This window comes from Bradyrhizobium sp. Ken01, assembly GCF_055807355.1.
In genome coordinates, this window is sequence record NZ_JBVVPC010000009.1 from 126,725 (window position 1) to 149,301 (window position 22,577).

Consider the following 22,577-nt stretch of genomic DNA (forward strand, 5'->3'; position numbering starts at 1 on the left):
TTTCAAATCCGCTCGGCCGCTTTGCGCTTTCGGACACACCCTCTTTCCACGCGAGGGCCGTGAGCAAACCACCTGCAACGGGACGATCGAGTACCCCCCACCGTCAAGGAGCAATATGCCTGCGCCGTTCACTAATCAAAATACCTTATTTGGTAAGCTTTGTGGTTTCGCTAAACCTGTGCCCCCTGAGCAACACCGCTGCGAGGCGATTCCGTGAGCTGATCATCTTTGTAGTTTTAGTGACGAAATTACCCTGCTCTGCACTTGCGTCAGAGCAGGCTTGCGTGGACTATGGCTTGCACGACACCGGCCGCATACAAATCAGATCACGGGAGTGACGCTGTGTCAGCGACGAGGAAAGAAGGGGCGCGCCTCCGCTCCATCGGCAATCTGGATATCATCAGGCGCTTCACCTGGGAGATATCGTCGATCAACATGTACCTGGAGGAGCTGCGTCAGTTCTGGGCGAGAACGCTCGGCATCAGCGGCCCGCAATGGCTGATCCTGATGGCGATCTCCGACCTCGACAAGGACGACGGCATTCCGGTCAACGTCGTCTCGAAACTGCTCCACGTCGACCCGTCGTTCGTCACCACCCAGTCCAAGCTGCTCGAGAAGAAGGGCCTGTTGCGCCGTCGTCCCTCGCCGACCGACGCACGGGTGGTGCGGCTGTCCCTGACCGAGAAGACGCAGAAGCACCTGGCGAGCCTCAACGAGCAGTACAAGACAATCAAGGAATTCGTCTTCCAGGAGTTCGACGAGAAAGAGCTGACGGAATTTACCACCAAGCTCGCGATGCTGAAGACCCGTCTCGAAAAGGCCTGCGTCCGCCTGACCCTCGACTTCTGAGTCGACGTCCTCAGATGTGCCCCGCGGCGCCGAGCCGGGATTCGAGCCAGTCGAAGATGTATTCATTGGCGAGGCTCGGATTATCCGCATGGCCCTGCGCCGCGCCGGTTTCGGCCGCGGTGAAGACCTTCAACATGACATCCGAACTGCCGAGCCGGGACGTCTGGACGATCTGACGCGCCCGATCGGCCTTGAGCCAGCCGTCCTCACCCAGCGTGATCAGCACCGGACAGTCTGCGCTGGAGGCCATCAGCGGCGCATGCGGCACCGGAACGATGCTGACGTCGCTCATCGCGAACCGGCTGGCAAAGAAGGCCCGCTCGTGCAGGTCCCACAGGCCGCCATCGCAGACGGCGGCGGCAAGCCGCGGCTCCTGCAGCACCGCGCGCGCCACGAAGGAAGAGCCCCAGCCATCGGCGACGATCGCGACGCGCTCGAAATCGACGTCGCTGCAGGTCTCCAGATAGTCCATGACGCACGGAATCGCGCTCTCGAGATCCCGGCGCCGCAACAGCGCGTCGAGATAGTCGTCGCGCTGGTCGCCGAACAGATCCAGCGCCAGCAGCGAGAAGTCGCGCTCGCGCGCATGCGGCGCGAGCTTGAACAGAAACTCCTCCTTGCGGTGGCCCGGCTCGCCGATGCAGATCACGGTCGGGGCTCGCACGCGTCCCGACGGCGCGGGCAGGAAATAGCCCTGCAACGAATGGCCGTCGAGCCAGGGGATCGTCACGACTTCGCCGGCAGGCTCGCGCGCGGCGAGGAAGCGGCGGGCGCAATCCTGCATCGCGAGGACCGCGACCCAGCGGCGCTCGTCCGCCTGATCGAGCGGCATCGCGGCCGCACTGTAGTAATTCATGGCACGGAGCCAGTTGCGTTGCGCGGTCGCCCTGTGACCTTCCGCGAACGCGGCCTCGGCACGATGTCGATTGGTCTGCGCCAGCTTCTTCCACTCGCGGTGCCAGGACTGGTCGTCGCCCCGCTTCAGCTGCCGCGCGATCATCAGGCATTCCGCGATCGTGGCGCCGCCCTCCTGGGCCGCGGTCAGGAGCCGCGTGAACTCAGCGGAGATGTCCTCTCGCTCCGGGCAAAGGATCCAGTCGTCGGAGAGGCATGCGGGTATCATCGGGAGCTACGCTCTGGTCATCGCCTTACACATGACTGACTAAACTATTTTGGTTCCCTGACCAAGCTGCCGTGCGCCGAATGAGAGCCGTTGGAGATCACCATCGCTTGAACGCAGGGACGGGTCGCATGCGTGACATTCCTGTCCGTCATGAATGGCCGAACACGGGCAGGACGCCGGCAGCGAACTGGCAAGAGAACTGGCAAGAGGTGGCACGCGAAATTGCCTGCGCGCCTCTTGCTATGATGAGCATCATACCTATATCGGCGCGCCCGGCGGCCGCCTCAGCCGAGCCGCCAGCCGACCTCCTGCGTGAAGCTTTCGTAGAAGGATCTTTCGTAGGCCTGTTCCGGTGTAGCACGAACGCGCTCGTCAAGGCGCTTTGCGTCCTCGCCCACGAGAATGCGCCATTGCTCCGCCTTGACCCCGTCGAGAATGATCCGGGCGGCCTGCGCCGCCGTCGTCGGCGCATCCTCGAGGAAGCTGCGGGCGCGCTCGGTGAACACCGCCTGGATGTCTTCGTCCGACATCTTGTCGGCATCCGGCACGCCGGCCGCGACCATGCGCTTGCGGGTCAGCGCGACCTCGTCGGCGTTGAGCCGCTCCGAGCCGTCGGCGCTCTGCACCTTGCGCGAATTGGAGACGATCGAGGTGCCGATATGGCCGGGCATCACCACCGAGCATTTGACATGCGGCGCGTGCAGTCGGAGGTCGTTGATCAGCGCTTCGGTAAACCCCTTCACGGCGAACTTCGCCGAGCTGTAGGCGGTGTGGGACTGGTTCATGCCGATCGAGGCCCAGAAGCCGTTGACGCTCGCGGTGTTGACGATGTGGGCCTCGTCGGCCGCGACCAGCATCGGCAGGAAGGTGCGGACGCCGAGATAGACTCCGCCCCAGCAGATGTCGAAGGTGCGCTCCCACTGCTCGCGGGTGTTGGTGAACAGGCTGCCGCCGCCGCCGATGCCGGCGTTGTTGAACAGAAGATGGATCCGGTCGGTCTTCTGCTGCTCGGCGAGCTCGTCGCGGAATCGCTTCAGATGATCCTCGATCGAGACGTCGGCGACATGGGTCGTGACGCGCAGGCCCTGCGGCAGCTTCTCGACCTCGCACAGCCGCCTGGTCTCGGCCATCGCGCTTTCCGAGACGTCGCACATCGCGACATTGCAGCCCTCGGCGACGAGCTGCCGCGCAAGCTCGCGTCCCATTCCCGTGCCGCCGCCGGTGATGACGGCGATCTTTCCTGCAAAATCCTTCATGGGACTTTCGGCCCCTCCCTTGTCGGTATGTTTCTTCACAGCTCGCGCCGCGCGCATCTGAGCGCGCGCAAAATGTAGCAGCGCCGCATCCGCAGGTAAAAGCGGATCGGCGCTGCCGTGCTCACAGTTATTTCGGGGCGTGGACTATTCGGCCGCCTCGACGCGCCGCCCGTTCAACGCGCCGAGCCCGTCCAGCGCCTTGCGGATCGCCGCCTGCTGCACGGGCGATGCCTCCGGCATCGGTGCGCGCGGATAAGTCCTGGGCAGGCCCTGCAGCGTCTGCGCATAGCGCGTGCAGGCCGGCAGATTGTCGGCGATGACGGCGTTCCACAGCGTCAGCAGCTTCTTGTGCAGGTCGAGCGCGCGCGGATGGTCACCCGCCTTCACCGCATTCCACAGCGCGACCGAGGCGTGCGGCGCCGCGGTCAGGATCGCGGCGATCGAGCCATGGGCCCCCAATGTGTAGGACGGATACATCAGGGCATCGACCGCGCTGTAGATCAGCTTGTCAGGCGCCATCATCATGAGGTCCGCGAACAGCTTCAGGTCCCCCGCGCTCTGCTTGACGCCGACCACCAGCGGCACCTCGGTCATGATCCGCGTCAGCAGCGCCGGCGACAGATACGACCACGGCACCACGTTGTAGATGATGATGGGCATGCCGGTCTCATCAGCCATGGCGCGGAAATGCGCCACCATCGCCTCGTCGTCAGGCTTGAACAGATAATGCACCGGCGTGACCTGGAGCGCGGCGACATTCATGTCGCGCACCAGCTTGCCGCGGCGGATCGCATCGCGCGTGGAATCGACGATGATGCCGGCGATCACGGGAATGCGCCCCTTCACCGCCGCGACCGTCGCTTCCATCAGGTCGCGATATTCCTCGTGATCCAGCGTGTGCCCCTCGCCGGTCGAGCCGCCGGCCGCGACGCCGTGCGCGCCGGCCCCGATCATCCAGTCGACCTGGGGCGCCACGAGCGTGTAGTCGATCTCGCCATCCTTGCGGAACGGCGTCGTCATCGGCGGGATCACGCCGGTCGGTCGTGCCTTCATGGTCTGCCCTCGCGTTTCCATATCCCTTGTGGCGGTCCCGCTCTTTTGGCGGGTGCCCACGGTCCTTCCGAGCCTACCGGCTGCAAGCGGCCTGTGAAGCGCCCCCGGCGCGGCGCTGCCCCCACAAACGATCATCCCTGCGACTCACCCCTTACTCACCCCTGCCGGTTCCCGTATTTGCCCGGCTTCGGTTTAAGGGCAATTTTTTTACAATCCGAATCTTCAATGGACTCCGGACGCTGGGTCGAGTCGGCCAGGCCAGCGTGTTGTTTGTGTCACAGGCTCTGGCACTCCGCTTGCATCCTCTTCGTGGTCAGAAACTACCGATGAGGTGACTGGAATGTTCGTGACCGTCGTTGCCGTGCTCTGCCGGCTGAGTGCAGCCAGCTCAGGCAGTTGCATCGAGGAAATCGTGACCGACAGCAACATGACGCCCGAGATGTCGATGATGCAGTGTGCGATCGGCGCACAGGCCCCATTGGCGAAATGGATGGGCGAACATCCGATCTACCACGCCAACTGGCGGCTCGATCGCTACAAATGCGTTCCGGGCCACTACGAGATCAAGGGCCACGCCTAAGGCCCCGCAAAACTACTGATACCAAGACGACGGACCAAGACTAAAACGAGGAAACGCCCCGGAGGCCGACTGGCTTTCCGTGCGGGCACCGACAGCGCCAGACCCCATTGCGGCGGCGCGCTTTGTGACAATCACACCCACTCCTTAAGCCACTGCTCGCAAGATGATCACACGCGCACGCCGCCCATCCGGCGTCAGCGCGGGAAGCCGAATAGCGGTTGCCCGACGCTGGGGCCGAGGCCATACTTGGCGCCTCGATAGTCGTCGATGGCGAGCCCGGTGTCGAAGCGCTCTGTTCTTCCCCCCAGCCGCGGACCTCATCAAACCGATTTACGCGAGCACGCCACGCTCGCGCTGCGGATGCAGAATTTCGCCGAGGCTGAGCGGCTTGCAGCCGAAGTCTTGAAGACGAGCCGGAACGATATCGTCGCGACATGGGTTCTTGGCCGCGCCTTGCTCGCTCAGAACCGCGCAGCGGAGGCCATCCTGCCCTTGGACAAGGCGGCGCGCCGCACGAGTGATCCGGGCATTGAAACTCTACTTGGCGCGGCCTTGGGCGAATCCGGACGTCGCACGGAAGCCGTCGAACAATTGCGCCGGACCGCGGCGCGTCGCCCGCCTTTCCTGCCGGCGTTCCAGGAACTCGCCGGCCAGCTTGCCAAGGATCGGCGCCTCGATGAGGCCATCGCGGTGATCGGCAACGCTCTCGCGCTCGCGCCGGAAAGCATCGACCTACAACTGGATCTTGCGCGCCTGCATCTCGAGCGCAATACGCGCGGTGAGGCGCGCGCGATTCTCGTCAAGGCCCACGAGGTCGCGCCTGGGCGTCCCGATATCTCGACCCTACTTGCACGCGTGCTGCGCCAGGACGGTGACTATGCCACGGCCGCAGAAATGTACCGGCTCGCGCTGGCGCTGCGCCCTGACGATGCCATGGCACGCACCAACCTCGCGGCCTGCCTGTTCGAGTTGGGTGAGCGCGAAGCGGGCGAGGCGAGCCTTCGTTCGGCCTTACACGGCCGCCCTCGCATGCTGGCACAAGCCGCCTACACGCTCGTCCATTCATCGCACGGCCGCTTCTTCTTCCGCCCGAGCGCGCTCAAGAAGTTTCTGCAAGGCGAGGTACCGTAACGCGGCTCACGCACGGAACTGCCGTCGATAGGCGCCGGGCTCCTGCGCGACCGACTTCGTCACCTCGAACACCCGCTGCATCTCCTCTGCAGTCAGTGGTGCGGTCTGAGCGACCCAGGTTTCCCGCTTCACCGCCATGCATTGCGCAATCGGTGTCCCCTTCTGCAGCACGCCGTTGAAATTCACGTCGTGCCAATGCACCGGGAAGTGGATCCAGCTGTCACGATATTGATCGCAATCGACGAGGCCCGTCAGCGTCGTGAAGGGCAAATCAAACCGATTGATCGGATGCATGAACAGAACCGAATAGCCTTCCGGCGCTTCGATCAGCCATGGGTTACGAAACTTGATGAGAAGCCGGTCCGGCTCGAACAACGGCGATCCCGTGACCTGACTGGAGTCGTGAAATCCAACGGGAGAGCGCGGGAAATCGAGCTCACCACCGGCTGGCAGGTCATTGTCCCAGGAAATTTCCCCGTTCTCAAACCTGACATCGCACATCAATGGGATCAGGAAGCCGCTCGTCATGGCGTCGACGACCGGAGGACACCGCTTGACCGTATCCTCCTCGCGCTGATTGATCGCGTTGAACGCCTGCGTCGGCATCGCCTTCAGCCAGGCAGGCAGGCCTAAACTCGCAGGGACCGGCGGCGGCAATTTGTCTTCAAGACCCGGCGGACAGCGGAACTTGAGGGTCATCGGCTCGTCGGGCACTTCTGATGCTCTCATTGTCGCCGGGCGAGCCCTAGGCCTGATCGCGAACAGACAATGCATCCGTTGCGATGCTTTTCGCGCGTGTGCTCAGCCAAGCCTACGAACAAATGGTCGGAGCGAGAGGATTTGAACCTCCGACCCCTAGTCTCCCAGACTAGTGCGCTAACCGGGCTGCGCCACGCTCCGAACGTCGTTCCATTAGCTAGGATCGCCGGTTTGCGCAAGGCGAGGTGACACCATTTTGCTGCCTCCGCCGAAAGGCGCCGGAACTGACCCACAGCCGGGGAGATCCGGCGTCAGGCGTCCTTCAGCGCCTGATCCAGCATCTCGCGGCAGGCGATCAGTTCGGCGAGCACCCGCCCGAGGCGCTCCCGGTCGATGGCGCTGGGGCCGGCGGGCGCGGGGGTGCCGCCCTTGCGGAAGGTGGTGAGGATTTCCTCGTCGTCGGTCTCGGAGAAGCGGAAGTCGATGCCCTCCTCCTCCTCGCCCTGGTAGTCGTCATCGTCGCTGTCGCGGGCGCCGCGGACGCCGGTCTCCTCCTCGGGCTCCATCAAGCTGGCGCCGACGGCGTCCTCGATGGCGCCGAACGAGACCGCGGCCGCGCTGTCGGCGAGGCCCTGCACTGATTTGACGCCGTGTTCTTTCAGGATCCGCTGCACCCCGCGGATGGTGTAGCCCTCCCCGTAGAGCAGCCGGCGGATGCCCTTGAGCAGGTCGACGTCGTCCGGGCGGTAATAGCGGCGGCCGCCGCTGCGCTTCATCGGCTTGATCTGGGAGAATCGGGTCTCCCAGAACCGCAGCACGTGCTGCGGAATGTCGAGTTCCTGCGCTACTTCGCTGATGGTTCGGAACGCATCCGGCGCCTTGTCCAAATGCCAAATCCTTATCCGGAGGGCGGATTACGCCTCGGGTTGCGCCTTGCTGGCGTCGCCATTGGTGCGGTGCTGGCCGTTGATCCGCTGCTTCAGGATCGCCGACGGCTTGAACACCATGACCCGGCGCGGCGAGATCGGCACCTCGGTGCCGGTCTTGGGATTGCGACCGATGCGCTGACCCTTCTTGCGGACCATGAAGGAGCCGAACGAGGACAGCTTCACCGTCTCGCCTTTCTCAAGGCAATCGGTGATCTCCTTCAGCACGAGTTCCACGAAGGCAGACGATTCCGTGCGCGACAGCCCCACCTTCTGGTAGACGGCCTCGCACAGATCGACACGCGTTACGGTTTTACTTTGATCGGTCATCGCCCTGCCCCACATCACGGCGAACAATTGTTGTCTGAAATTATGAGCTTACGATACGGCGGTCAACAGCGCTCATCAATGCAGGCGCATCGATAATCCGATCTGATTCGGGCAAAATTTTATCGACTGTGGCTTACCAGCGCACCAGCGCGGAGCCCCAGGTGAAGCCGCCGCCCATGGCTTCCAGCAGAACCAGGTCGCCACGCTTGATGCGGCCGTCCTTGCGCGCCACCGACAGCGCCAGCGGGATCGAGGCCGCCGACGTGTTGCCGTGAAGGTCGACCGTCAGCACCACCTTCTCCGGCGCGATATGGAGCTTGTGCGCGGACGCGTCGATGATTCGCTTGTTGGCCTGGTGCGGCACGAACCAGTCGATGCTATCGGCATTGAGCCCGGTCGCCTTGAAGGCATCGACGATCACGTCGGTGATCATGCCGACCGCGTGCTTGAAGACCTCGCGGCCCTCCATGCGCAGATGGCCGACAGTCTGGGTCGAGGACGGGCCGCCGTCGACGAACAGCTTCGCCTTGTGGCGGCCGTCGGAGCGCAAATGCGTGGTCACGATGCCCCGGTCGGTCGCGGCATTGCCCGGCTGCTCCTGCGCCTCCAGCACCACCGCGCCGGCGCCGTCGCCGAACAGCACACAGGTGCCGCGGTCGGTCCAGTCGAGGATGCGCGAGAAGGTTTCCGCGCCGATCACCAGCGCGCGCTTGAAGGCGCCCGTGCGCAGGAAATTGTCGGCGGTGGCGAGCCCGAACACGAAGCCCGAGCACACCGCCTGAAGGTCGAAGGCCGCGCCATGATTGATGCCGAGCCCGTGCTGCACGGCGACCGCGCTTGCGGGGAAGGTGTTGTCGGGCGTCGAGGTCGCGAGCACGATCAGGTCGATCGACTGCGCGTCCACGCCGGCATCGGCGAGCGCAGCTTGCGCCGCCTTGAGCGCCAGATGCGAGGTGAACTCGCCCTCGGCCGCGATATGCCGCTCGCGAATGCCGGTGCGCTGCACGATCCACTCGTCGGACGTGTCAATGCGCGCCGCCAATTGGGCGTTGGTCACCACCTGCTCCGGCAAATAAGAGCCGCAGCCCAGCACGACCGAACGAATTTGAGTCACGAAACAGCCTCCTGCGCGGCCTGCACGGAATTGAGTGCACCACCTTCGCGGTTGAGCATCTGATTGATCTTGTTGAGGAGATCGAATTTGACCATCTCATAGCCAACATCAATCGCATAGGCAAAGCCTTCGGCAGCGATTCCGCCATGGCTCTTGACCACGATCCCGTTCAACCCCAGCAACACGCCGCCGTTGGATTTGTTCGGGTCCATCTTGTTCCGCAGGGCCTGGAAGGCGTTGCGCGCAAACAGATAGCCGAGCTTTGACAGCCAGCCCCGTTTCATCTCGTCCCGGAGCAATTCCGCCATCTGCCGCGCGGTTCCCTCCGCGGCCTTCAGCGCGATGTTGCCGCTGTAGCCCTCGGTGACGATGACGTCGGCCACCCCCTTGCCGATGCCGTCGCCCTCGACGAAGCCGAGATAGTCGAGCTCGGGCAGGTTCCTGGCGCGCAGGATTTCGCCGGCCTCGCGGATCTCCTCGTGCCCCTTGATCTCCTCGACCCCGATATTGAGCAGGCCGACCGTGGGACGCTTCTTGTTGAACAGCACGCTGGCCATCGCCGCGCCCATGATGGCGAGCGACACCAGATGATGCGTATCGCCGCCGATGCTGGCGCCAAGGTCGAGAACCACGGAATCGCCGCGCCTGGTCGGCCACATGCCGGCGATGGCCGGACGGTCGACGCCCGGCAGCGTGCGTAGGTGGAAGCGCGACATCGCCATCAGCGCGCCGGTATTCCCGGCCGAGACCGCAACATCCGCCTCGCCCTTTTTCACCGCATCGATGGCAAGCCACATCGAGGAGGTCCTGCGGCCGCGCCGCAGCGCCTGGCTCGGCTTGTCCTCGCCGCTGACCGCGACATCGGTATGAATGATCTTCGAGGCGGCCTTCAGCGCGGGGTGGCGGTCGAGCTCGGGCTCGATCTTGGCGCGGTCCCCGATCAGCAGGAATTCGATCTCGCGATGCCTAGCGAGCGAGATGGCGGCGCCTGGAATGACCACGGCGGCGCCGGCGTCGCCCCCCATGGCGTCAAGCGCGATGCGAACCTTGCTTGGCATAAAAGTCCTGGAAACCTGGTCTGGTGCGGTCTTGAACGAGCGGGGCCGCAAATGGGTTCGCCACGAACATGGCGGTCGGTCAAGCGCCACGCCGCACCCGGACCGGGGCGCGACAATAGCGTTTTGTTATCCCGAAACAACCTCTTGCCCCCAGCCTTTTGCATTCGGGAGCATCGGGCCGCGGACGGACTAATTCACGAGAAACACATCAAAATCAAACAGATAATTCGACCTTTCAAACCACCACCGCAAACACTTCGCGCCCCGTAGCAAAGCGGTCCTCTGGGAAAGACGGCAGCTATTGGTCTTTCTTCTTGCCCTGGAGTGCCTTCAGGACCGCAAAGGGATGGTCCTCCGGATCGGGGGCGATGACCTCGGGCTCAAACACCACCCCCGGCTTCCGCGGATAGGGATCGACCGCCAGAAACAGGGCGTCGGTGGCGAGCCGGCCGAGGTCGATAATTCCATTGACGATCGCCTCCGGGGGGTCGGCGACCTGCTCCTGATCGTCCTGCCCCTCCTCCATCAGGTCGGCCAGGCGGCGGACCTCCGCCTCGGGGGCAAATATCAGGTCCACCGCCTCGTCGATGTCGCTCTCCATCGGGTCAAGCGTGACCACACAGGTCTGGCCGATCCGGGCACGAACGTGGCCCGTAACCTGGATCCGGTTGCCGCTTTTCGGCACGACATCGAAGTCGGCCTGGACCGACACAACCTCGCGCAAGCCAGCCGTCTCGGCCATGGCCTGCCGCTCGGCGGCCGAGGCCTCGAGCTTGCGATGCAGGCCGGTATCCGGGATCTGTGCAACGATGACGGGCACCCGCCAGGGATCGGGCCCGGTTGCTGGTATCGGTCGGGTCATGGCGTGACATCCTCGGGAAGCGCTGGAGGAAACTTGAAGGACGCACCCAGCAGTGCGGCCTCGCCGGTCCGGCCGAGCTCGGCCTCGACAGCCCTGGCATAGGCCGCGAGCCGCTGCGCCTGGTCCATGCCGACCCCATTCAAGATATTCTTGCAGATCGCCGATGCCAGCGCCTCGCCGCCGCTTTCCATGGCCTGATCGTAGGCCTGGACCCGGCCGTAAAATGCCTCGCCGAAGGCTCGCATCCGCTTCGGAACGGTCTGGTCGCCTATCCCCATCTCGCGCAGATTGTCGTCCATGTCCTCGCAGAAGCGGTCGAACAGCGCCTGCGACAGCTCGGTGGCGCCGTGTCCGGGAGCGCCCTGGACCGTGCGCAGGCGGCGCAGCAGCAGCCAGAGGTGCAGCAGCAACAGATCGAAACGCCCGTTAACGGTATCCGGCACGCCCAAGTCGCGGTAAAATATGGGTTCTCGCGCCTGCGTCACGATCATGCCATAGATGGCTTCAATGGTGCCCGGCGAGGCTAGGCGGGGTTTCCTGAAGTGATTGAACGGCCAAAGCATTGTGGTTTCCGCAAGCGGGCGCGCGCGTGTTGCATTCAGAGCCTCCGCCCGGTACTTCAGCGCCTCGCGCGACGCAAGGGGACGGAATCAGTTCCGCTATGACGATAACGAACCAGACCAGCCTGCGTGCAGACAAGCGGCGCGGCCTTCATGCACATTGGCGCTGCTTGCGCCTGCTCGCGGCCGCGGCCCTGGTTGGCGTTGCGCTTGCCGGCTGCACCGGCGAGCAGTTCCAGAAGGGTTATATCCTGCCGCCTGGCGCGCTGGAGCAGATTCCGATCGGCGCGAGCCAGGACCAGGTGCTGATCGTGATGGGCACCCCCTCCACCGTGGCAACCCTCGACGGCGAGGTGTTCTATTACATCTCGCAGCGCTCCGAGCGCATGGTCGCCTTCATGAACCAGAGAGTGGTCGATCAGCGCGTCATCGCGGTCTATTTCGACAAGAACCGGCGCGTGCGCCGGCTTGCGAATTACGGTCTCCAAGACGGCAAGATCTTCGACTTCATCAGCCGGACCACGCCGACGTCGGGCCAGGAGATGAGCTACCTCACGCCGATCTTCAAGCTGCTCAGCTTTAACTGAGCCTTCAGCCTGCGGCTTCGTGCGGCTTGCCGTTGCGCGTCCTGTTCCATACGCTCCCTGCAAAACAAGATGCAGGGAGTGGATTCGTGCCCAATCAATTGCTGTCCCGCCGTCGCGTGCTCACCGGCGCTGCCGCCCTCTCGACCGCAGCGATCCTGCCGCGATCGAGTCTGGCGGACTGGAAGCCCACCGAAAACGTCCGCCTTGTCGTGCCGGCGGCCGCCGGCGGTTCGACCGACGTGATGGGTCGGCTTCTGGCGGCGCATCTGCAGACCGCCTGGGGCCAATCGGCCGTGGTGGAAAACCGGTCCGGCGGCGGCGGTACGATCGGCACAGCCGAGGTGGTCCGCGCCAAGCCTGACGGCCACACGATCCTGATAGGCAATCCCGGGCCGAACGCGATCGCCTACAGCATTTTCAAGAACCTCACCTACAAGCCGGACCAGCTCCAGCCGGTCTCCAACATGATCCGGATCCCGAACATCGTCTCGGCGCATCCCAAGACCGGCATCAAGTCGATCGCCGAGCTGGTCGCCTATCTCAAGGCCAATCCGGACAAGCTCAGCTACGCCTCCTCCGGCGTCGGCCAGAGCCCTCACCTCACCGGCGCCTGGTTCCTGCAGCTCACCGGCCTGAAGATGACGCACATCCCGTTCCGCGGCGCCGGTCCCGCGCTCCAGGCGGCGCTCGCCGGCGACATCCAGATCCTGTTCGACAACCTCTATCCGAGCCTGCCGCAGGTACAGAACGGCACCCTTACTGGCCTCTGCGTCACCACGACTGAGCGTAGCGACCTCGCGCCGAACCTGCCGACCATGCGCGAGAGCGCGCCGGAGCTCGCGGCTTTCGACGTCTCGTCGTGGTTCTCGGTTTTCCTGCCGAAGGGTGTGCAGCCCGCCGTTGTCGAGGCGCTCAACCTTCAAGTGAAGGCGATGCTCGAGCGTGACGATATCAAGAAGAACATCGTCGCCATGGGCGCCCGCGCCGACTACGGCACGCCCGACCAGTTTGCCGCCTTCGTGGACGCCGAGACGAAGAAGTTCGCCGGCATCATCCAGAAGGAAGGGCTGCAGATGGACGTGCAGTAGGTCCCGCTTGTGGCGCTGGGGATTTGAACCAGTTGAAGGCGAGGAGGATGGCCGCCGCCAGCGCGACTGCCAACATTGTGCGAGGCCCGGATTGCCGAGAGCCCCTTTGCGCCTTGCCGCAAGTTGGACAAACACTGTCTGCCGCCAACATGTCGCAGCCGCACCCTATACATCTGGTCGTCTCGAACTTCATGGCGACGGTCTCTTAGAGCGAACAACAAAAAACCCGCGGTTTGCACCGCGGGTTTGTCGCTTGTCGCGCACTGCAGGTTCAGTGCGCGAGGATCGCCAGCAGCAGCAGCGCCACGATGTTGGTGATCTTGATCATCGGGTTCACCGCCGGTCCCGCCGTGTCCTTGTAGGGATCGCCGACCGTGTCGCCGGTCACGGCCGCCTTGTGGGCGTCGCTGCCCTTGCCGCCGAAATGACCGTCTTCGATGTACTTCTTGGCGTTGTCCCAGGCGCCGCCGCCCGAGGTCATGGAGATCGCGACGAACAGGCCTGTCACGATCACGCCGAGCAGCATCGCGCCCACGGCCGAGAACGCCGCCGACTTGCCGGCCGCCCCGCCCCCCGCGATCGCATAGATCACGAAGTAGACGAAGATCGGTGACAGCACCGGAAGCAGCGAGGGGATGATCATTTCCTTGATCGCCGCCTTGGTCAAAAGATCGACCGCCTTGCCGTAATCCGGCTTGTCGGTGCCTTGCATAATGCCCGGCTTCTCGCGGAATTGGCGACGGACTTCCTCGACGATCGCGCTCGCCGCACGGCCCACGGCGGTCATGCCCATCGCGCCGAACAGATACGGCAAGAGACCGCCGAACAACAGGCCGACCACGACGTAGGGGTTGTTGAGCGAGAAGTCGGGTTTGACGCCGGCGAAGTAGGCGTGGTGCGCGGAATCCGCAATGAAGAACTTGAGGTCCTCGTTGTAGGCCGCGAACAGCACCAGGGCGCCGAGACCGGCGGAGCCGATCGCGTAGCCCTTGGTCACCGCCTTGGTGGTGTTGCCGACCGCATCGAGCGCGTCGGTCGACTTGCGGACCTCCTTCGGCAGGCCCGCCATCTCGGCGATGCCGCCGGCGTTGTCGGTGACCGGACCGAACGCGTCGAGCGCGACGACCATGCCGGCAAGCGCGAGCATCGTGGCGGTCGCGATTGCGATACCGAACAGGCCGGCGAGGCTGTAGGTGACCAGGATGCCGGCAATGATGACGATCGCGGGCAGCGCGGTCGATTCCATCGAAACGGCGAGGCCCTGGATCACGTTGGTGCCATGGCCGGTCACCGACGCCTGGGCGATCGACTTCACGGGACGATAGTCGGTGCCGGTGTAGTATTCGGTGATCCAGATGATCAGCGCGGTGACGGCGAGGCCGACCACGCCGCACTCGAACAGCGCCATGCCGGTGTAGTCGACGCCGGCGAGCTTGCCGAAGCCGATCAGGTAATAGATCACGCCGGCGATGCCGACCAGCGACAGGACGCCGGTTGCGATCAGGCCCTTGTAAAGCGCGCCCATGATCGACTGGCTCGGCCCGAGCTTCACGAAGAAGGTGCCGATGATCGAGGTGATGATGCAGATGCCGCCGATGGCGAGCGGCAATGTCATCATGTCGGCGAGGATCGGCGTCTTGGCGAAGAAGATCGCCGCCAGGACCATGGTGGCGACCGCGGTCACCGCATAGGTTTCGAACAGGTCGGCGGCCATGCCGGCGCAGTCGCCGACATTGTCGCCGACGTTGTCGGCGATGGTGGCCGGGTTGCGCGGATCGTCCTCGGGAATGCCGGCCTCGACCTTGCCGACGAGGTCGCCGCCGACGTCCGCACCCTTGGTGAAGATGCCGCCGCCGAGACGGGCGAAGATCGAGATCAGCGAGGCGCCGAAGCCGAGCGCCACCATGGCGTCGATCACGACGCGGCTGTCAGGCGCAAGCTTCAGCGAATGGACCAGGAAGCCGAAATAGAGGGTCACGCCGAGCAGCGCGAGACCCGCCACCAGCATGCCGGTGATGGCGCCCGCCTTGAAGGCAAGCTCGAGACCACCCGCGAGCGACGTGGTCGCCGCCTGGGCGGTGCGCACATTGGCGCGGACCGAGACGTTCATGCCGATGAAGCCGGCCGCCCCCGACAGGATCGCGCCGATGGCAAAACCGATCGCGACATAGAGCCCCAGGAAATAGGCGAGCAGCACGAAGATGACGATACCGACCATCCCGATCGTGGTGTACTGACGCCGCAGGTAGGCCTGTGCGCCTTCGCGCACCGCTGCCGCGATTTCCTGCATGCGCGGAGACCCCGCATCCGCGCTCAAGACCGAAGACGTCGCCCAGATCGCGTAGACGACGGAAAGCACTCCGCAGAGCACAATCAACCATAATGCTGTCATGTGATTTTTTGCCTCAGATCCTTGATGAACGTACCCCCGGCGCCTTTTGTTTTCCGTCGTGCGGTGCGGCGCCTTGATTTGAAAAAGGCCGCTCCTTGCCCGAAGGCGCGGCCCTAGTCGGTCACGACCTTGCCAAAATCAAATTGAGGGTGCAACGCCGGATGACCCGAAAAAGCCGATCTCGGCAAGTATTTAGGCCGGTCCGGAGTCGCCCGTTTGCCACAGAACAGGCAAGCGACCTACCGAAGGGACCGAGCCCAGCCGTGGCCAAGCCTAGGCCGCCGACCTCACAGGATGACGGGATGAGGACGCGATCTCGAAGGTCTGGCCATCATCCGTCCTCCGCGTAGTCGAGACCTTGATCTCATAGACGCCACCGTTCGGACCAGGCTCCAAACGAACTGCGATCGTCTGGTCGGGTGTCACGGGACCAAGCGCCACATCCTGGTCAGGCAAAACGAGTGTCGCCAGCTCGTTGACGAAAACGACCACATGCATGCCCTTCGGCATGTTCTTCGTCGCCCATTGCCGTAGGTGATCGTGATAGGGCTGTCGGCTCCATGCCGATGGCAGGCCTGGATCGACCTGGATCTGGATGTTCCGGCTGATCGGATGGATGGTGACCACCATCTTCGCCTGATCGGGCTTCCATTGCGCCGGCATCGCCGCATCCGTTCGCCAGAGGCAATTGAATTCCGCGCACTGGTCCGGCAGGCTGTCGTGGATCTTGCAGCCGCGCCCGGGCTTGCACTGCCCGCACCACTTGCCGGCAGGCTTCTGGATCTCAGGAATGTTGTAGACCTTGCAGCAGAGCGTGCAGCTTCCACATTCCCTGCCGGGAACAGGCTGCAGCTTGCTCGCGGTTGAGGTCGCTGTCATCCGAATCAAATCCGCCGGTTTGCGATTGCCGATAGTACCCGGTTGTCCCCAAAAAGCAGAGAGACTAGACGCGCCTGGCCGCACCAGGGCCTAGAAATGGCTATAGGATAGGCGGCGCAGTGTGATTTTGCGGCCTTCTGCGCCCGTCCATCGCGGCGCTTGTTGGCCGGCGATGATGGTGCCGATCGCCGTGACGCGGACACCAGCCTGCTCGGCCTCCCGTATGAAATCGGCGCAGCGCGATTCGGGAATGGCGCACAGAACTTCGTAATCGTCCCCGCCGGACACGAGCCTTTCAAGGCCGACGGCGGACATCGCAGCGGCTGGTGACAGCGGAACATGGTGCGCCTCGACCAAGGCGCTGACGCCGGAGGCGGCGCAGAGCTTGGCAAGATCACCTGCCAGACCATCGGACACGTCCATCGCTGCGCTGGCATGGGCGAGCACTGCCCCGGCCAATGCATTGCGCGGCCGAGGGAGGCGATAGCGATCGATCAGATAGTCCTGCGCGGCCTGATCTGCCGTCAGCATGGCCGCCATCGTCCCGCCCGTGAGCACATCGAGGCCGAGCGCGGCATCGCCGATCGTCCCCGTGACCAGGATACGGTCGCCCGGCTTCGCGCCGGTGCGGCCAACCATCCGCCCCTGCGGCACGCGGCCAAAGGCGGTGATCGAGATCATCTGCGGCCCCGGCGTCGACACCGTGTCGCCGCCGAGCAGCGGACAGGCGAAGGTCTTGGCATCCTCGCCTAGCGCATCGGCGAATGGCCTGAGCCAGGCGTCTTCCTGGCTGCGCAGCGCCAGTGTCAGCACGAAGCCGGCCGGCGCGGCACCCTTGGCAGCGAGATCGGACAGGTTCACCCGCAGCGCCTTGCGCGCGATGGTATCGGGCGGATCGGTGGCAAGATAATGCACGCCCTCGACCACCGCGTCTGTGGTGACGACGATGTCGCTGCCAAGCGCCTGCAGGATGGCGGCATCGTCCACCAGCCCCAGCGCGCCGGGATCAGTCGCCAGCGGCTTGAAATAGCGCGCGATGAGGGAGTCTTCGGCGGATACCGTTTCTTTGTCCTGCGTCACGGCACTAGACCCGTCATCCTGAGGTGCGAGCCCTTGCGAGCCTCGAAGGATGCGCGGCCGAGATGCACCTTCGGTGGCACGCCGCCGTCCTTCGAGGCCTCCGCTTCGCTCCGGCACCTCAGGATGACGGCTACGGCGGACGTCGTCTCAATCTACCCCCGCCCGAACTCGTCACCGCGAAACTGGCGGCCGATCTGGTCGAGCACCGCGTTGACCATGCCGGTCTCCTCGCGGTCGACGAAGGCATTGGCGACGTCGACATATTCGGACACGACGACGCGGCCCGGCACGTCCTTGCGGTGCTCCAATTCGTAGGCCCCTGCCCGCAGCACCGCGCGCAGGATCGCTTCGATGCGCTTCAAAGGCCAGCCCTTCGACAGCGCCTCGTCGATCAGCGGATCGAGCTTCTTCTGGTCGCGCACGACGCCGGAGACGACGTCGCGGAAGAACGCCGCTTCCGCCGGCAGATATGTGTCGCCCTCGACCTCGTTGCCGAGCCAGTGGCTCTCGAACTCCGCAAAAATGTCGTTGATGCCGGCACCGCCGATATCCATCTGGTACAGCGCCTGGACGGCTGCGAGCCGCGCCGCACCGCGCCGGTTCGCCTTCTTCTCCGTGCCGGCCGGCGGCTTCTTGTTGTTGTCGGCCATGATCAAGCCCGCGCCAGCCGGCGCTTGATGCGCAGCATCGCAATCGCGGCCCGCGCGGCATCGCCGCCCTTGTTCAGCTCGCTGGCGCGCGCCCGCGCCCAGGCCTGCGCCTCGGTGTTGACGGTGAGGATGCCGTTGCCGAGCGGCAGCTTTCGCGCCACCGCCAGGTCCATCAGCGCGCGCGAGGATTCCTGCGAGACGATCTCGAAATGGATGGTGTCGCCACGGATCACGCAGCCGAGTGCGATCGCGGCGTCGTAGGGCTTGCCATTGGCGGCCGCGGCATCAACCGCTATGGCGATCGCCGCAGGAATCTCCAGTGCGCCGGGAACCGTGATGACGTCATGGGTCAGACCGGCCGCCTTCAGCTCGGCCACCGCGCCTTCGAGCATCGCGTCCTGGAGATCGTCATAGAACCGTGCCTCGACAATCAGCGCGCGTGCGCCGGAGATGTCGGTCTGGTCCTTGAGGGGTGCGCGCCGCGCGTCTGCCATAGTCAAATCCGTTCCACAGGGGTTGGCGCTATGTAGTCGCCACCAGCGGGTAAGCCAAGTTCAAAGACGCCGTCACTTCATTTCCGTCAGCCGCGCCGCGTAGCGGGCCATCAGATCGACCTCGATATTGACCTCATTCCCCGCCTTCCAGCCGCCGATCGTCGTGACCGTCAGGGTGTGCGGGATGATCAGCACCGAAAAGCTCACGTCCTTCACCGTATTAACCGTCAGCGAGACGCCGTCGAGCGTGATCGAGCCCTTGGTCGCGATGAACCGCGCCAGCTCCCGCGTCGTGGAGAGCTCGAACCGCGCCATGTCGGACAGGTCCTCGCGGCTGACGAGGGTCGCGATGCCGTCGGCATGGCCGGCGACGATATGCCCGCCGAGCTCGTCGCCGATCTTGAGCGCACGTTCGAGATTGAGCCTGGTGCCGACCCTCCAGTGCTTTGCGGTCGTCAGCGCCAACGTCTCGGCCGCGGCATCGACGTCGAACCATGTCCTTTGAGCAGAGTCCTTGCCGCTTTCGACGCCGGACGCGACCACCGTCAGGCAGACGCCATTGCAGGCGATCGAGGCGCCGTCCGCAATGGTGGTCTGGTCGTAGCGGCAGGCGATGCGCAGCCGGTGCAACTGGCCCTGCGCGGTCGGCGTGAAGCCGACGATCTCGCCGATATCGGTGACAATGCCGGTGAACATTACGCGCGCTCGTAGATGGTGAGAATATCCTTGTCGAAGGTCTCGCTAGCATGAACCTTGTAGGCCTGCGACTGCGTGATTTTCGACAGCGGCAATGCGGCGAGCGCATCCACCCCGTCGGCGCCCACCGCCTCCGCGCCGCGAAACAGCCAGATCTCGTCAACGAGGTCGGCGGCGACAAAGGACGCGGCGACGCGGCTGCCGCCCTCGACCATCAGCCGCGTGATGCCCTTGCCGGCCAATGCATGCAGCACCGCCGCAAGATCGAGTCCCGAGGCGTTGCCGGGCGGCACGCGGATCACCTGCGCGCCGGCAGCACCGAGCCGCGTGGCGGCCGCGGCCTCCGCGAGTTCAGAACCCACCACCCACAGCGGAATCTCGCGCGCGGAGCCCACGAGCCTGCTTGCGCCGGGAATGCGCAGGTTCTGGTCGAGCACCACGCGCACCGGCGAGCGCACCGCCAGGCCCGGCAGGCGGCAGTCGAGCTGCGGATCGTCCGCCAGCAGCGTGCCGATGCCGACCAGGATGGCGTCACTCTGCGCGCGCAGGAGATGCACCCGGTTGCGCGCCGCCTCGCCGGTGATCGCGACCGGCTTGCCGCCAGCCGCGCCGATCTTGCCGTCGGGCGAGACCGCGAGCTTCAGGATCACATGCGGGCGGTGATCCCTGATGCGACGGAAATGCCCGGCATGATCGAAAGCGGCTTCGCGCGCGCACAGACCCACATCCACCATGATGCCGGCGGCGCGCAGGCGCGCATGACCTTGACCCGCGACTTCCGGATTGGGATCCTCGATCGCGGCGACCACGCGCTTGATGCCCGCGGCGATCACTGCGTCGGCGCACGGGGGCGACTTGCCGAAATGCGAGCACGGCTCCAGCGTGACATAGAGCGTGGCATCGCGCGCGGCCTCGCCTGCGCGCCGCAGCGCTTCAGGCTCGCCATGCGGCCGTCCGCCGGGCTGGGTCCAGCCGCGGCCGACGATCACGCCGTCCTTGACGATGACGGCTCCGACGGCGGGATTGGGCCAGGTACGTCCCTGCCCGCGCCTGCCGAGCGCCAGCGCAAGCTCCATGAAGCGCCGGTCGGCATCCCTGGACTCGCGCGCCTTTTGCGCGAATTGATCCTCCAGGATGCGAAAGATCATTTGCGGATCGCGGCGAGCCGCGCTTCCTCCTCACCGGAGAGCTCACCGAGCACGTCGGCGAAATCCTTGGCCTCGCGGAAATTGCGGTAGACCGAGGCGAAGCGGACATAGGCGACGTCGTCGAGCGTGCGCAAATGTTCCATCACGGTCTCGCCGATCACCTCCGATGAGATTTCGGCTTCACCCCCGGTCTCGAGCTCGCGCACGATGGTGGAGACCATTTTCTCCACCCTTTCAGGCTCGACCTGCCGCTTGCGCAAGCTGATCGACACCGAGCGCATCAGCTTGTCGCGCTCGAACGGCACGCGGCGGCCGTTGCGCTTGATCACCGTGAGCTCGCGCAGCTGCACCCGCTCGAAGGTGGTGAAGCGGAAATTGCAGGCGACGCACACGCGCCGCCTGCGGATCACGGAAGAGTCCTCGGTCGGACGCGAGTCCTTTACCTGCGTATCGAGACTGTTGCAGTTCGGGCAGCGCATCCGTTGACCTTGACCGGTTTTCTTGGATCTTACTGATAGATCGGGAAACGATCGGTGAGCGCCTTGACCCGTTCCTTGATCGCGGCTTCCACCAGCGGCGCTTTGCCGTCGGAGGATTGCGCGATCGCGTTCAGGACCTCGGCGATCATGCCGCCGACCTGCTGGAATTCAGCGACGCCGAAGCCGCGGGTGGTTGCCGCAGGCGTGCCCAGCCGAATACCGGAGGTGACAAACGGCGACTCGGGGTCGAAAGGAATACCGTTCTTGTTGCAGGTGATGGCAGCGCGAACCAGCGCCTTCTCCGAAGCATTGCCCTTCAGGCCCTTCGGCCGGAGGTCGACGAGCATCAGATGGTTATCGGTGCCGCCGGAGACGATATCGAAGCCGTGGCTCTTCATCGTCTCGGCCAGCGCCTTGGCGTTCTCGACGACGTTCTTCGCATAGACCTTGAAGTCCGGCCGCAGCGCCTCGGCAAAGGCGACCGCCTTCGCCGCGATCACATGCATCAGGGGGCCGCCCTGCAGTCCCGGGAAGATCGCCGAGTTGAATTTCTTGGTCAACGCCTCGTCATTCCACAGCATCAGGCCGCCGCGCGGTCCGCGCAGCGACTTGTGGGTCGTGGTAGTGGTGATGTGGGCATGCGGCACCGGCGAAGCATGCACGCCACCGGCAACGAGACCGGCGAAGTGCGCCATGTCGACGAGGAGGTAGGCGCCGACGCTGTCCGCGATCTCGCGGAAGCGCTTGAAGTCCCAGGCCCGCGAATAGGCCGAGCCGCCGGCCACGATCAGCTTCGGCTTGACCTCCTCGGCCTGCTTGGCGACGGCGTCCATGTCGATGATCTGGTCCTCGCGGCGCACGGTGTAGTGCGCGGCCTTGAACCATTTGCCGCTCATGTTGACGGGGGAGCCGTGGGTGAGATGGCCGCCGGCGGCAAGATCGAGGCCCATGAAGGTGTCGCCGGGCTGAAGCAGCGCCAGAAACACCGCCTGGTTCATCTGGCTGCCGGAGTTCGGCTGCACGTTGGCGAAGTTGGCGCCGAACAGCTTCTTGGCGCGATCGATCGCAAGGTTCTCGGCGACGTCGACCCACTCACAACCGCCGTAGTAGCGCGCGCCCGGATAGCCTTCCGCGTATTTGTTGGTCATAACCGAACCCTGCGCTTCCAGCACGGCACGGCTGACGATGTTCTCGGAGGCGATCAGCTCGACCTCATGACGCTGACGGCCGAGCTCGCCCTTGATGGCGGCTGCGATTTCCGGGTCAGCCTGCTCGAGCGAGGCGGTGAAAAACGAATCGGGCGCGGAGGCGGTTTTGGCGAAGGTCATCTTGCGAATATCTCCACCGCCGCAGCCTTTTGGCGGGCTACGGGCGGGTCTGGTGTGGCGATCGGAAGCGGCGAGCGCGATCTACCACATCGCCCGCAACAGGCCAAGGGTTTGCGGGTCGGACCTGTGATTTATGCAAGATATGGTGGGATTGGAGGATTTGGACGACCGGCCGGCATCCGGTCGTCCAATGTCCGGAAAGGCCCGCTTTGGGT

The 22,577-nt window shown here is 64.6% G+C and carries 24 protein-coding genes and 1 tRNA gene; 5 read left to right on the forward strand and 20 right to left on the reverse strand.

The genetic code is table 11. The features are described 5' to 3' along the window. Positions 1 to 342 precede the first annotated feature (342 nt). The gene (locus AC0L3S_RS12060; protein WP_007603453.1) at positions 343 to 849 is read left to right on the forward strand and encodes a MarR family winged helix-turn-helix transcriptional regulator; all 507 of its coding nucleotides are present in this window, start codon (positions 343 to 345) and stop codon (positions 847 to 849) included. A 10-nt stretch (positions 850 to 859) separates the two neighbouring features. Here AC0L3S_RS12060 and AC0L3S_RS12065 read toward each other — a convergent pair whose 3' ends face one another. The 3 genes from AC0L3S_RS12065 to AC0L3S_RS12075 all read right to left on the reverse strand — a co-directional run bounded on the left by AC0L3S_RS12065 (position 860) and on the right by AC0L3S_RS12075 (position 4,281). Then, complete coding sequence (locus tag AC0L3S_RS12065) at positions 860 to 1,972, reverse strand: alpha/beta hydrolase family protein (RefSeq protein WP_473279216.1); 1,113 nt, start codon at positions 1,970 to 1,972, stop codon at positions 860 to 862. A gap of 284 nt (positions 1,973 to 2,256) precedes the next feature. Beyond that, the gene (locus AC0L3S_RS12070) at positions 2,257 to 3,228 is read right to left on the reverse strand and encodes an SDR family NAD(P)-dependent oxidoreductase (protein ID WP_473279217.1); all 972 of its coding nucleotides are present in this window, start codon (positions 3,226 to 3,228) and stop codon (positions 2,257 to 2,259) included. A 144-nt stretch (positions 3,229 to 3,372) separates the two neighbouring features. Then, on the reverse strand, positions 3,373 to 4,281 hold the full coding sequence (locus AC0L3S_RS12075; protein WP_473247984.1) for a dihydrodipicolinate synthase family protein: 909 nt from the start codon (positions 4,279 to 4,281) through the stop codon (positions 3,373 to 3,375). 340 nt (positions 4,282 to 4,621) lie between these two features. Here AC0L3S_RS12075 and AC0L3S_RS12080 point away from each other — a divergent pair, with 340 nt between their 5' ends. Both AC0L3S_RS12080 and AC0L3S_RS12085 read left to right on the forward strand, forming a co-directional pair. Continuing rightward, complete coding sequence (locus tag AC0L3S_RS12080; protein WP_007611067.1) at positions 4,622 to 4,861, forward strand: hypothetical protein; 240 nt, start codon at positions 4,622 to 4,624, stop codon at positions 4,859 to 4,861. Positions 4,862 to 5,128: 267 nt separating this feature from the next. Then, entirely contained in the window at positions 5,129 to 5,992 is an 864-nt protein-coding gene (locus AC0L3S_RS12085) for a tetratricopeptide repeat protein (protein ID WP_473259752.1), read from the forward strand. 6 nt (positions 5,993 to 5,998) lie between these two features. Here the strand turns inward: AC0L3S_RS12085 and AC0L3S_RS12090 are convergent, their stop codons facing one another. The 8 genes from AC0L3S_RS12090 to AC0L3S_RS12125 form a co-directional block, all read right to left on the reverse strand. Then, a complete protein-coding gene (locus AC0L3S_RS12090; RefSeq protein WP_473279218.1) occupies positions 5,999 to 6,691 on the reverse strand; it encodes a hypothetical protein in 693 nt (230 codons plus the stop codon). A 123-nt stretch (positions 6,692 to 6,814) separates the two neighbouring features. Continuing rightward, a tRNA-Pro gene (locus tag AC0L3S_RS12095) sits at positions 6,815 to 6,892 on the reverse strand. A gap of 110 nt (positions 6,893 to 7,002) precedes the next feature. After that, complete coding sequence (locus tag AC0L3S_RS12100; protein ID WP_063996100.1) at positions 7,003 to 7,578, reverse strand: MerR family transcriptional regulator; 576 nt, start codon at positions 7,576 to 7,578, stop codon at positions 7,003 to 7,005. Between the two features lie 27 nt (positions 7,579 to 7,605). After that, entirely contained in the window at positions 7,606 to 7,947 is a 342-nt protein-coding gene (locus tag AC0L3S_RS12105; RefSeq protein WP_179950105.1) for an integration host factor subunit alpha, read from the reverse strand. 133 nt (positions 7,948 to 8,080) lie between these two features. Further along, entirely contained in the window at positions 8,081 to 9,061 is a 981-nt protein-coding gene (locus AC0L3S_RS12110; protein ID WP_026233249.1) for a beta-ketoacyl-ACP synthase III, read from the reverse strand. Next, positions 9,058 to 10,119, reverse strand: a complete 1,062-nt coding sequence (plsX, locus tag AC0L3S_RS12115) for a phosphate acyltransferase PlsX (protein WP_247289367.1) — start codon at positions 10,117 to 10,119, stop codon at positions 9,058 to 9,060. The genes AC0L3S_RS12110 and plsX overlap by 4 nt, the downstream gene beginning before the upstream one ends. Positions 10,120 to 10,417: 298 nt before the next feature. After that, positions 10,418 to 10,981 carry a YceD family protein gene (locus AC0L3S_RS12120; protein ID WP_473279219.1) on the reverse strand — a complete coding sequence of 188 codons (564 nt, stop codon included), beginning with the start codon at positions 10,979 to 10,981 and terminating at the stop codon, positions 10,418 to 10,420. Then, a complete protein-coding gene (locus AC0L3S_RS12125; protein WP_473279220.1) occupies positions 10,978 to 11,544 on the reverse strand; it encodes a ubiquinol-cytochrome C chaperone family protein in 567 nt (188 codons plus the stop codon). The genes AC0L3S_RS12120 and AC0L3S_RS12125 overlap by 4 nt, the downstream gene beginning before the upstream one ends. A gap of 98 nt (positions 11,545 to 11,642) precedes the next feature. Between AC0L3S_RS12125 and AC0L3S_RS12130 the strand changes: the two genes are divergently transcribed. Continuing rightward, entirely contained in the window at positions 11,643 to 12,128 is a 486-nt protein-coding gene (locus AC0L3S_RS12130) for an outer membrane protein assembly factor BamE (protein ID WP_473279221.1), read from the forward strand. An 86-nt stretch (positions 12,129 to 12,214) separates the two neighbouring features. Next, entirely contained in the window at positions 12,215 to 13,216 is a 1,002-nt protein-coding gene (locus AC0L3S_RS12135) for a Bug family tripartite tricarboxylate transporter substrate binding protein (protein WP_473279222.1), read from the forward strand. Between the two features lie 271 nt (positions 13,217 to 13,487). Here AC0L3S_RS12135 and AC0L3S_RS12140 read toward each other — a convergent pair whose 3' ends face one another. The 9 genes from AC0L3S_RS12140 to glyA form a co-directional block, all read right to left on the reverse strand. Further along, positions 13,488 to 15,608 carry a sodium-translocating pyrophosphatase gene (locus tag AC0L3S_RS12140; RefSeq protein ID WP_473259686.1) on the reverse strand — a complete coding sequence of 707 codons (2,121 nt, stop codon included), beginning with the start codon at positions 15,606 to 15,608 and terminating at the stop codon, positions 13,488 to 13,490. Positions 15,609 to 15,881: 273 nt separating this feature from the next. Continuing rightward, positions 15,882 to 16,487 (reverse strand): hypothetical protein, encoded by a 606-nt coding sequence (locus AC0L3S_RS12145; RefSeq protein ID WP_473279224.1) that lies wholly within the window; start codon positions 16,485 to 16,487, stop codon positions 15,882 to 15,884. 90 nt (positions 16,488 to 16,577) lie between these two features. Further along, positions 16,578 to 17,567, reverse strand: coding sequence for a thiamine-phosphate kinase (gene thiL, locus AC0L3S_RS12150; RefSeq protein WP_473279225.1), 990 nt, complete (start codon positions 17,565 to 17,567; stop codon positions 16,578 to 16,580). A gap of 152 nt (positions 17,568 to 17,719) precedes the next feature. Beyond that, entirely contained in the window at positions 17,720 to 18,217 is a 498-nt protein-coding gene (nusB, locus tag AC0L3S_RS12155) for a transcription antitermination factor NusB (RefSeq protein ID WP_007611091.1), read from the reverse strand. Between the two features lie 2 nt (positions 18,218 to 18,219). Continuing rightward, on the reverse strand, positions 18,220 to 18,711 hold the full coding sequence (ribH, locus tag AC0L3S_RS12160; RefSeq protein ID WP_007611095.1) for a 6,7-dimethyl-8-ribityllumazine synthase: 492 nt from the start codon (positions 18,709 to 18,711) through the stop codon (positions 18,220 to 18,222). Between the two features lie 72 nt (positions 18,712 to 18,783). Beyond that, positions 18,784 to 19,407, reverse strand: coding sequence for a riboflavin synthase (locus tag AC0L3S_RS12165; RefSeq protein ID WP_473279227.1), 624 nt, complete (start codon positions 19,405 to 19,407; stop codon positions 18,784 to 18,786). Then, positions 19,407 to 20,555, reverse strand: coding sequence for a bifunctional diaminohydroxyphosphoribosylaminopyrimidine deaminase/5-amino-6-(5-phosphoribosylamino)uracil reductase RibD (ribD, locus tag AC0L3S_RS12170; protein ID WP_473279228.1), 1,149 nt, complete (start codon positions 20,553 to 20,555; stop codon positions 19,407 to 19,409). The genes AC0L3S_RS12165 and ribD overlap by 1 nt, the downstream gene beginning before the upstream one ends. Next, the gene (gene nrdR / locus AC0L3S_RS12175; protein ID WP_473279229.1) at positions 20,552 to 21,034 is read right to left on the reverse strand and encodes a transcriptional regulator NrdR; all 483 of its coding nucleotides are present in this window, start codon (positions 21,032 to 21,034) and stop codon (positions 20,552 to 20,554) included. Before nrdR ends, ribD begins: the two co-directional genes overlap by 4 nt. A gap of 29 nt (positions 21,035 to 21,063) precedes the next feature. Further along, complete coding sequence (glyA, locus tag AC0L3S_RS12180) at positions 21,064 to 22,362, reverse strand: serine hydroxymethyltransferase (RefSeq protein ID WP_473259671.1); 1,299 nt, start codon at positions 22,360 to 22,362, stop codon at positions 21,064 to 21,066. Positions 22,363 to 22,577 lie beyond the last annotated feature (215 nt).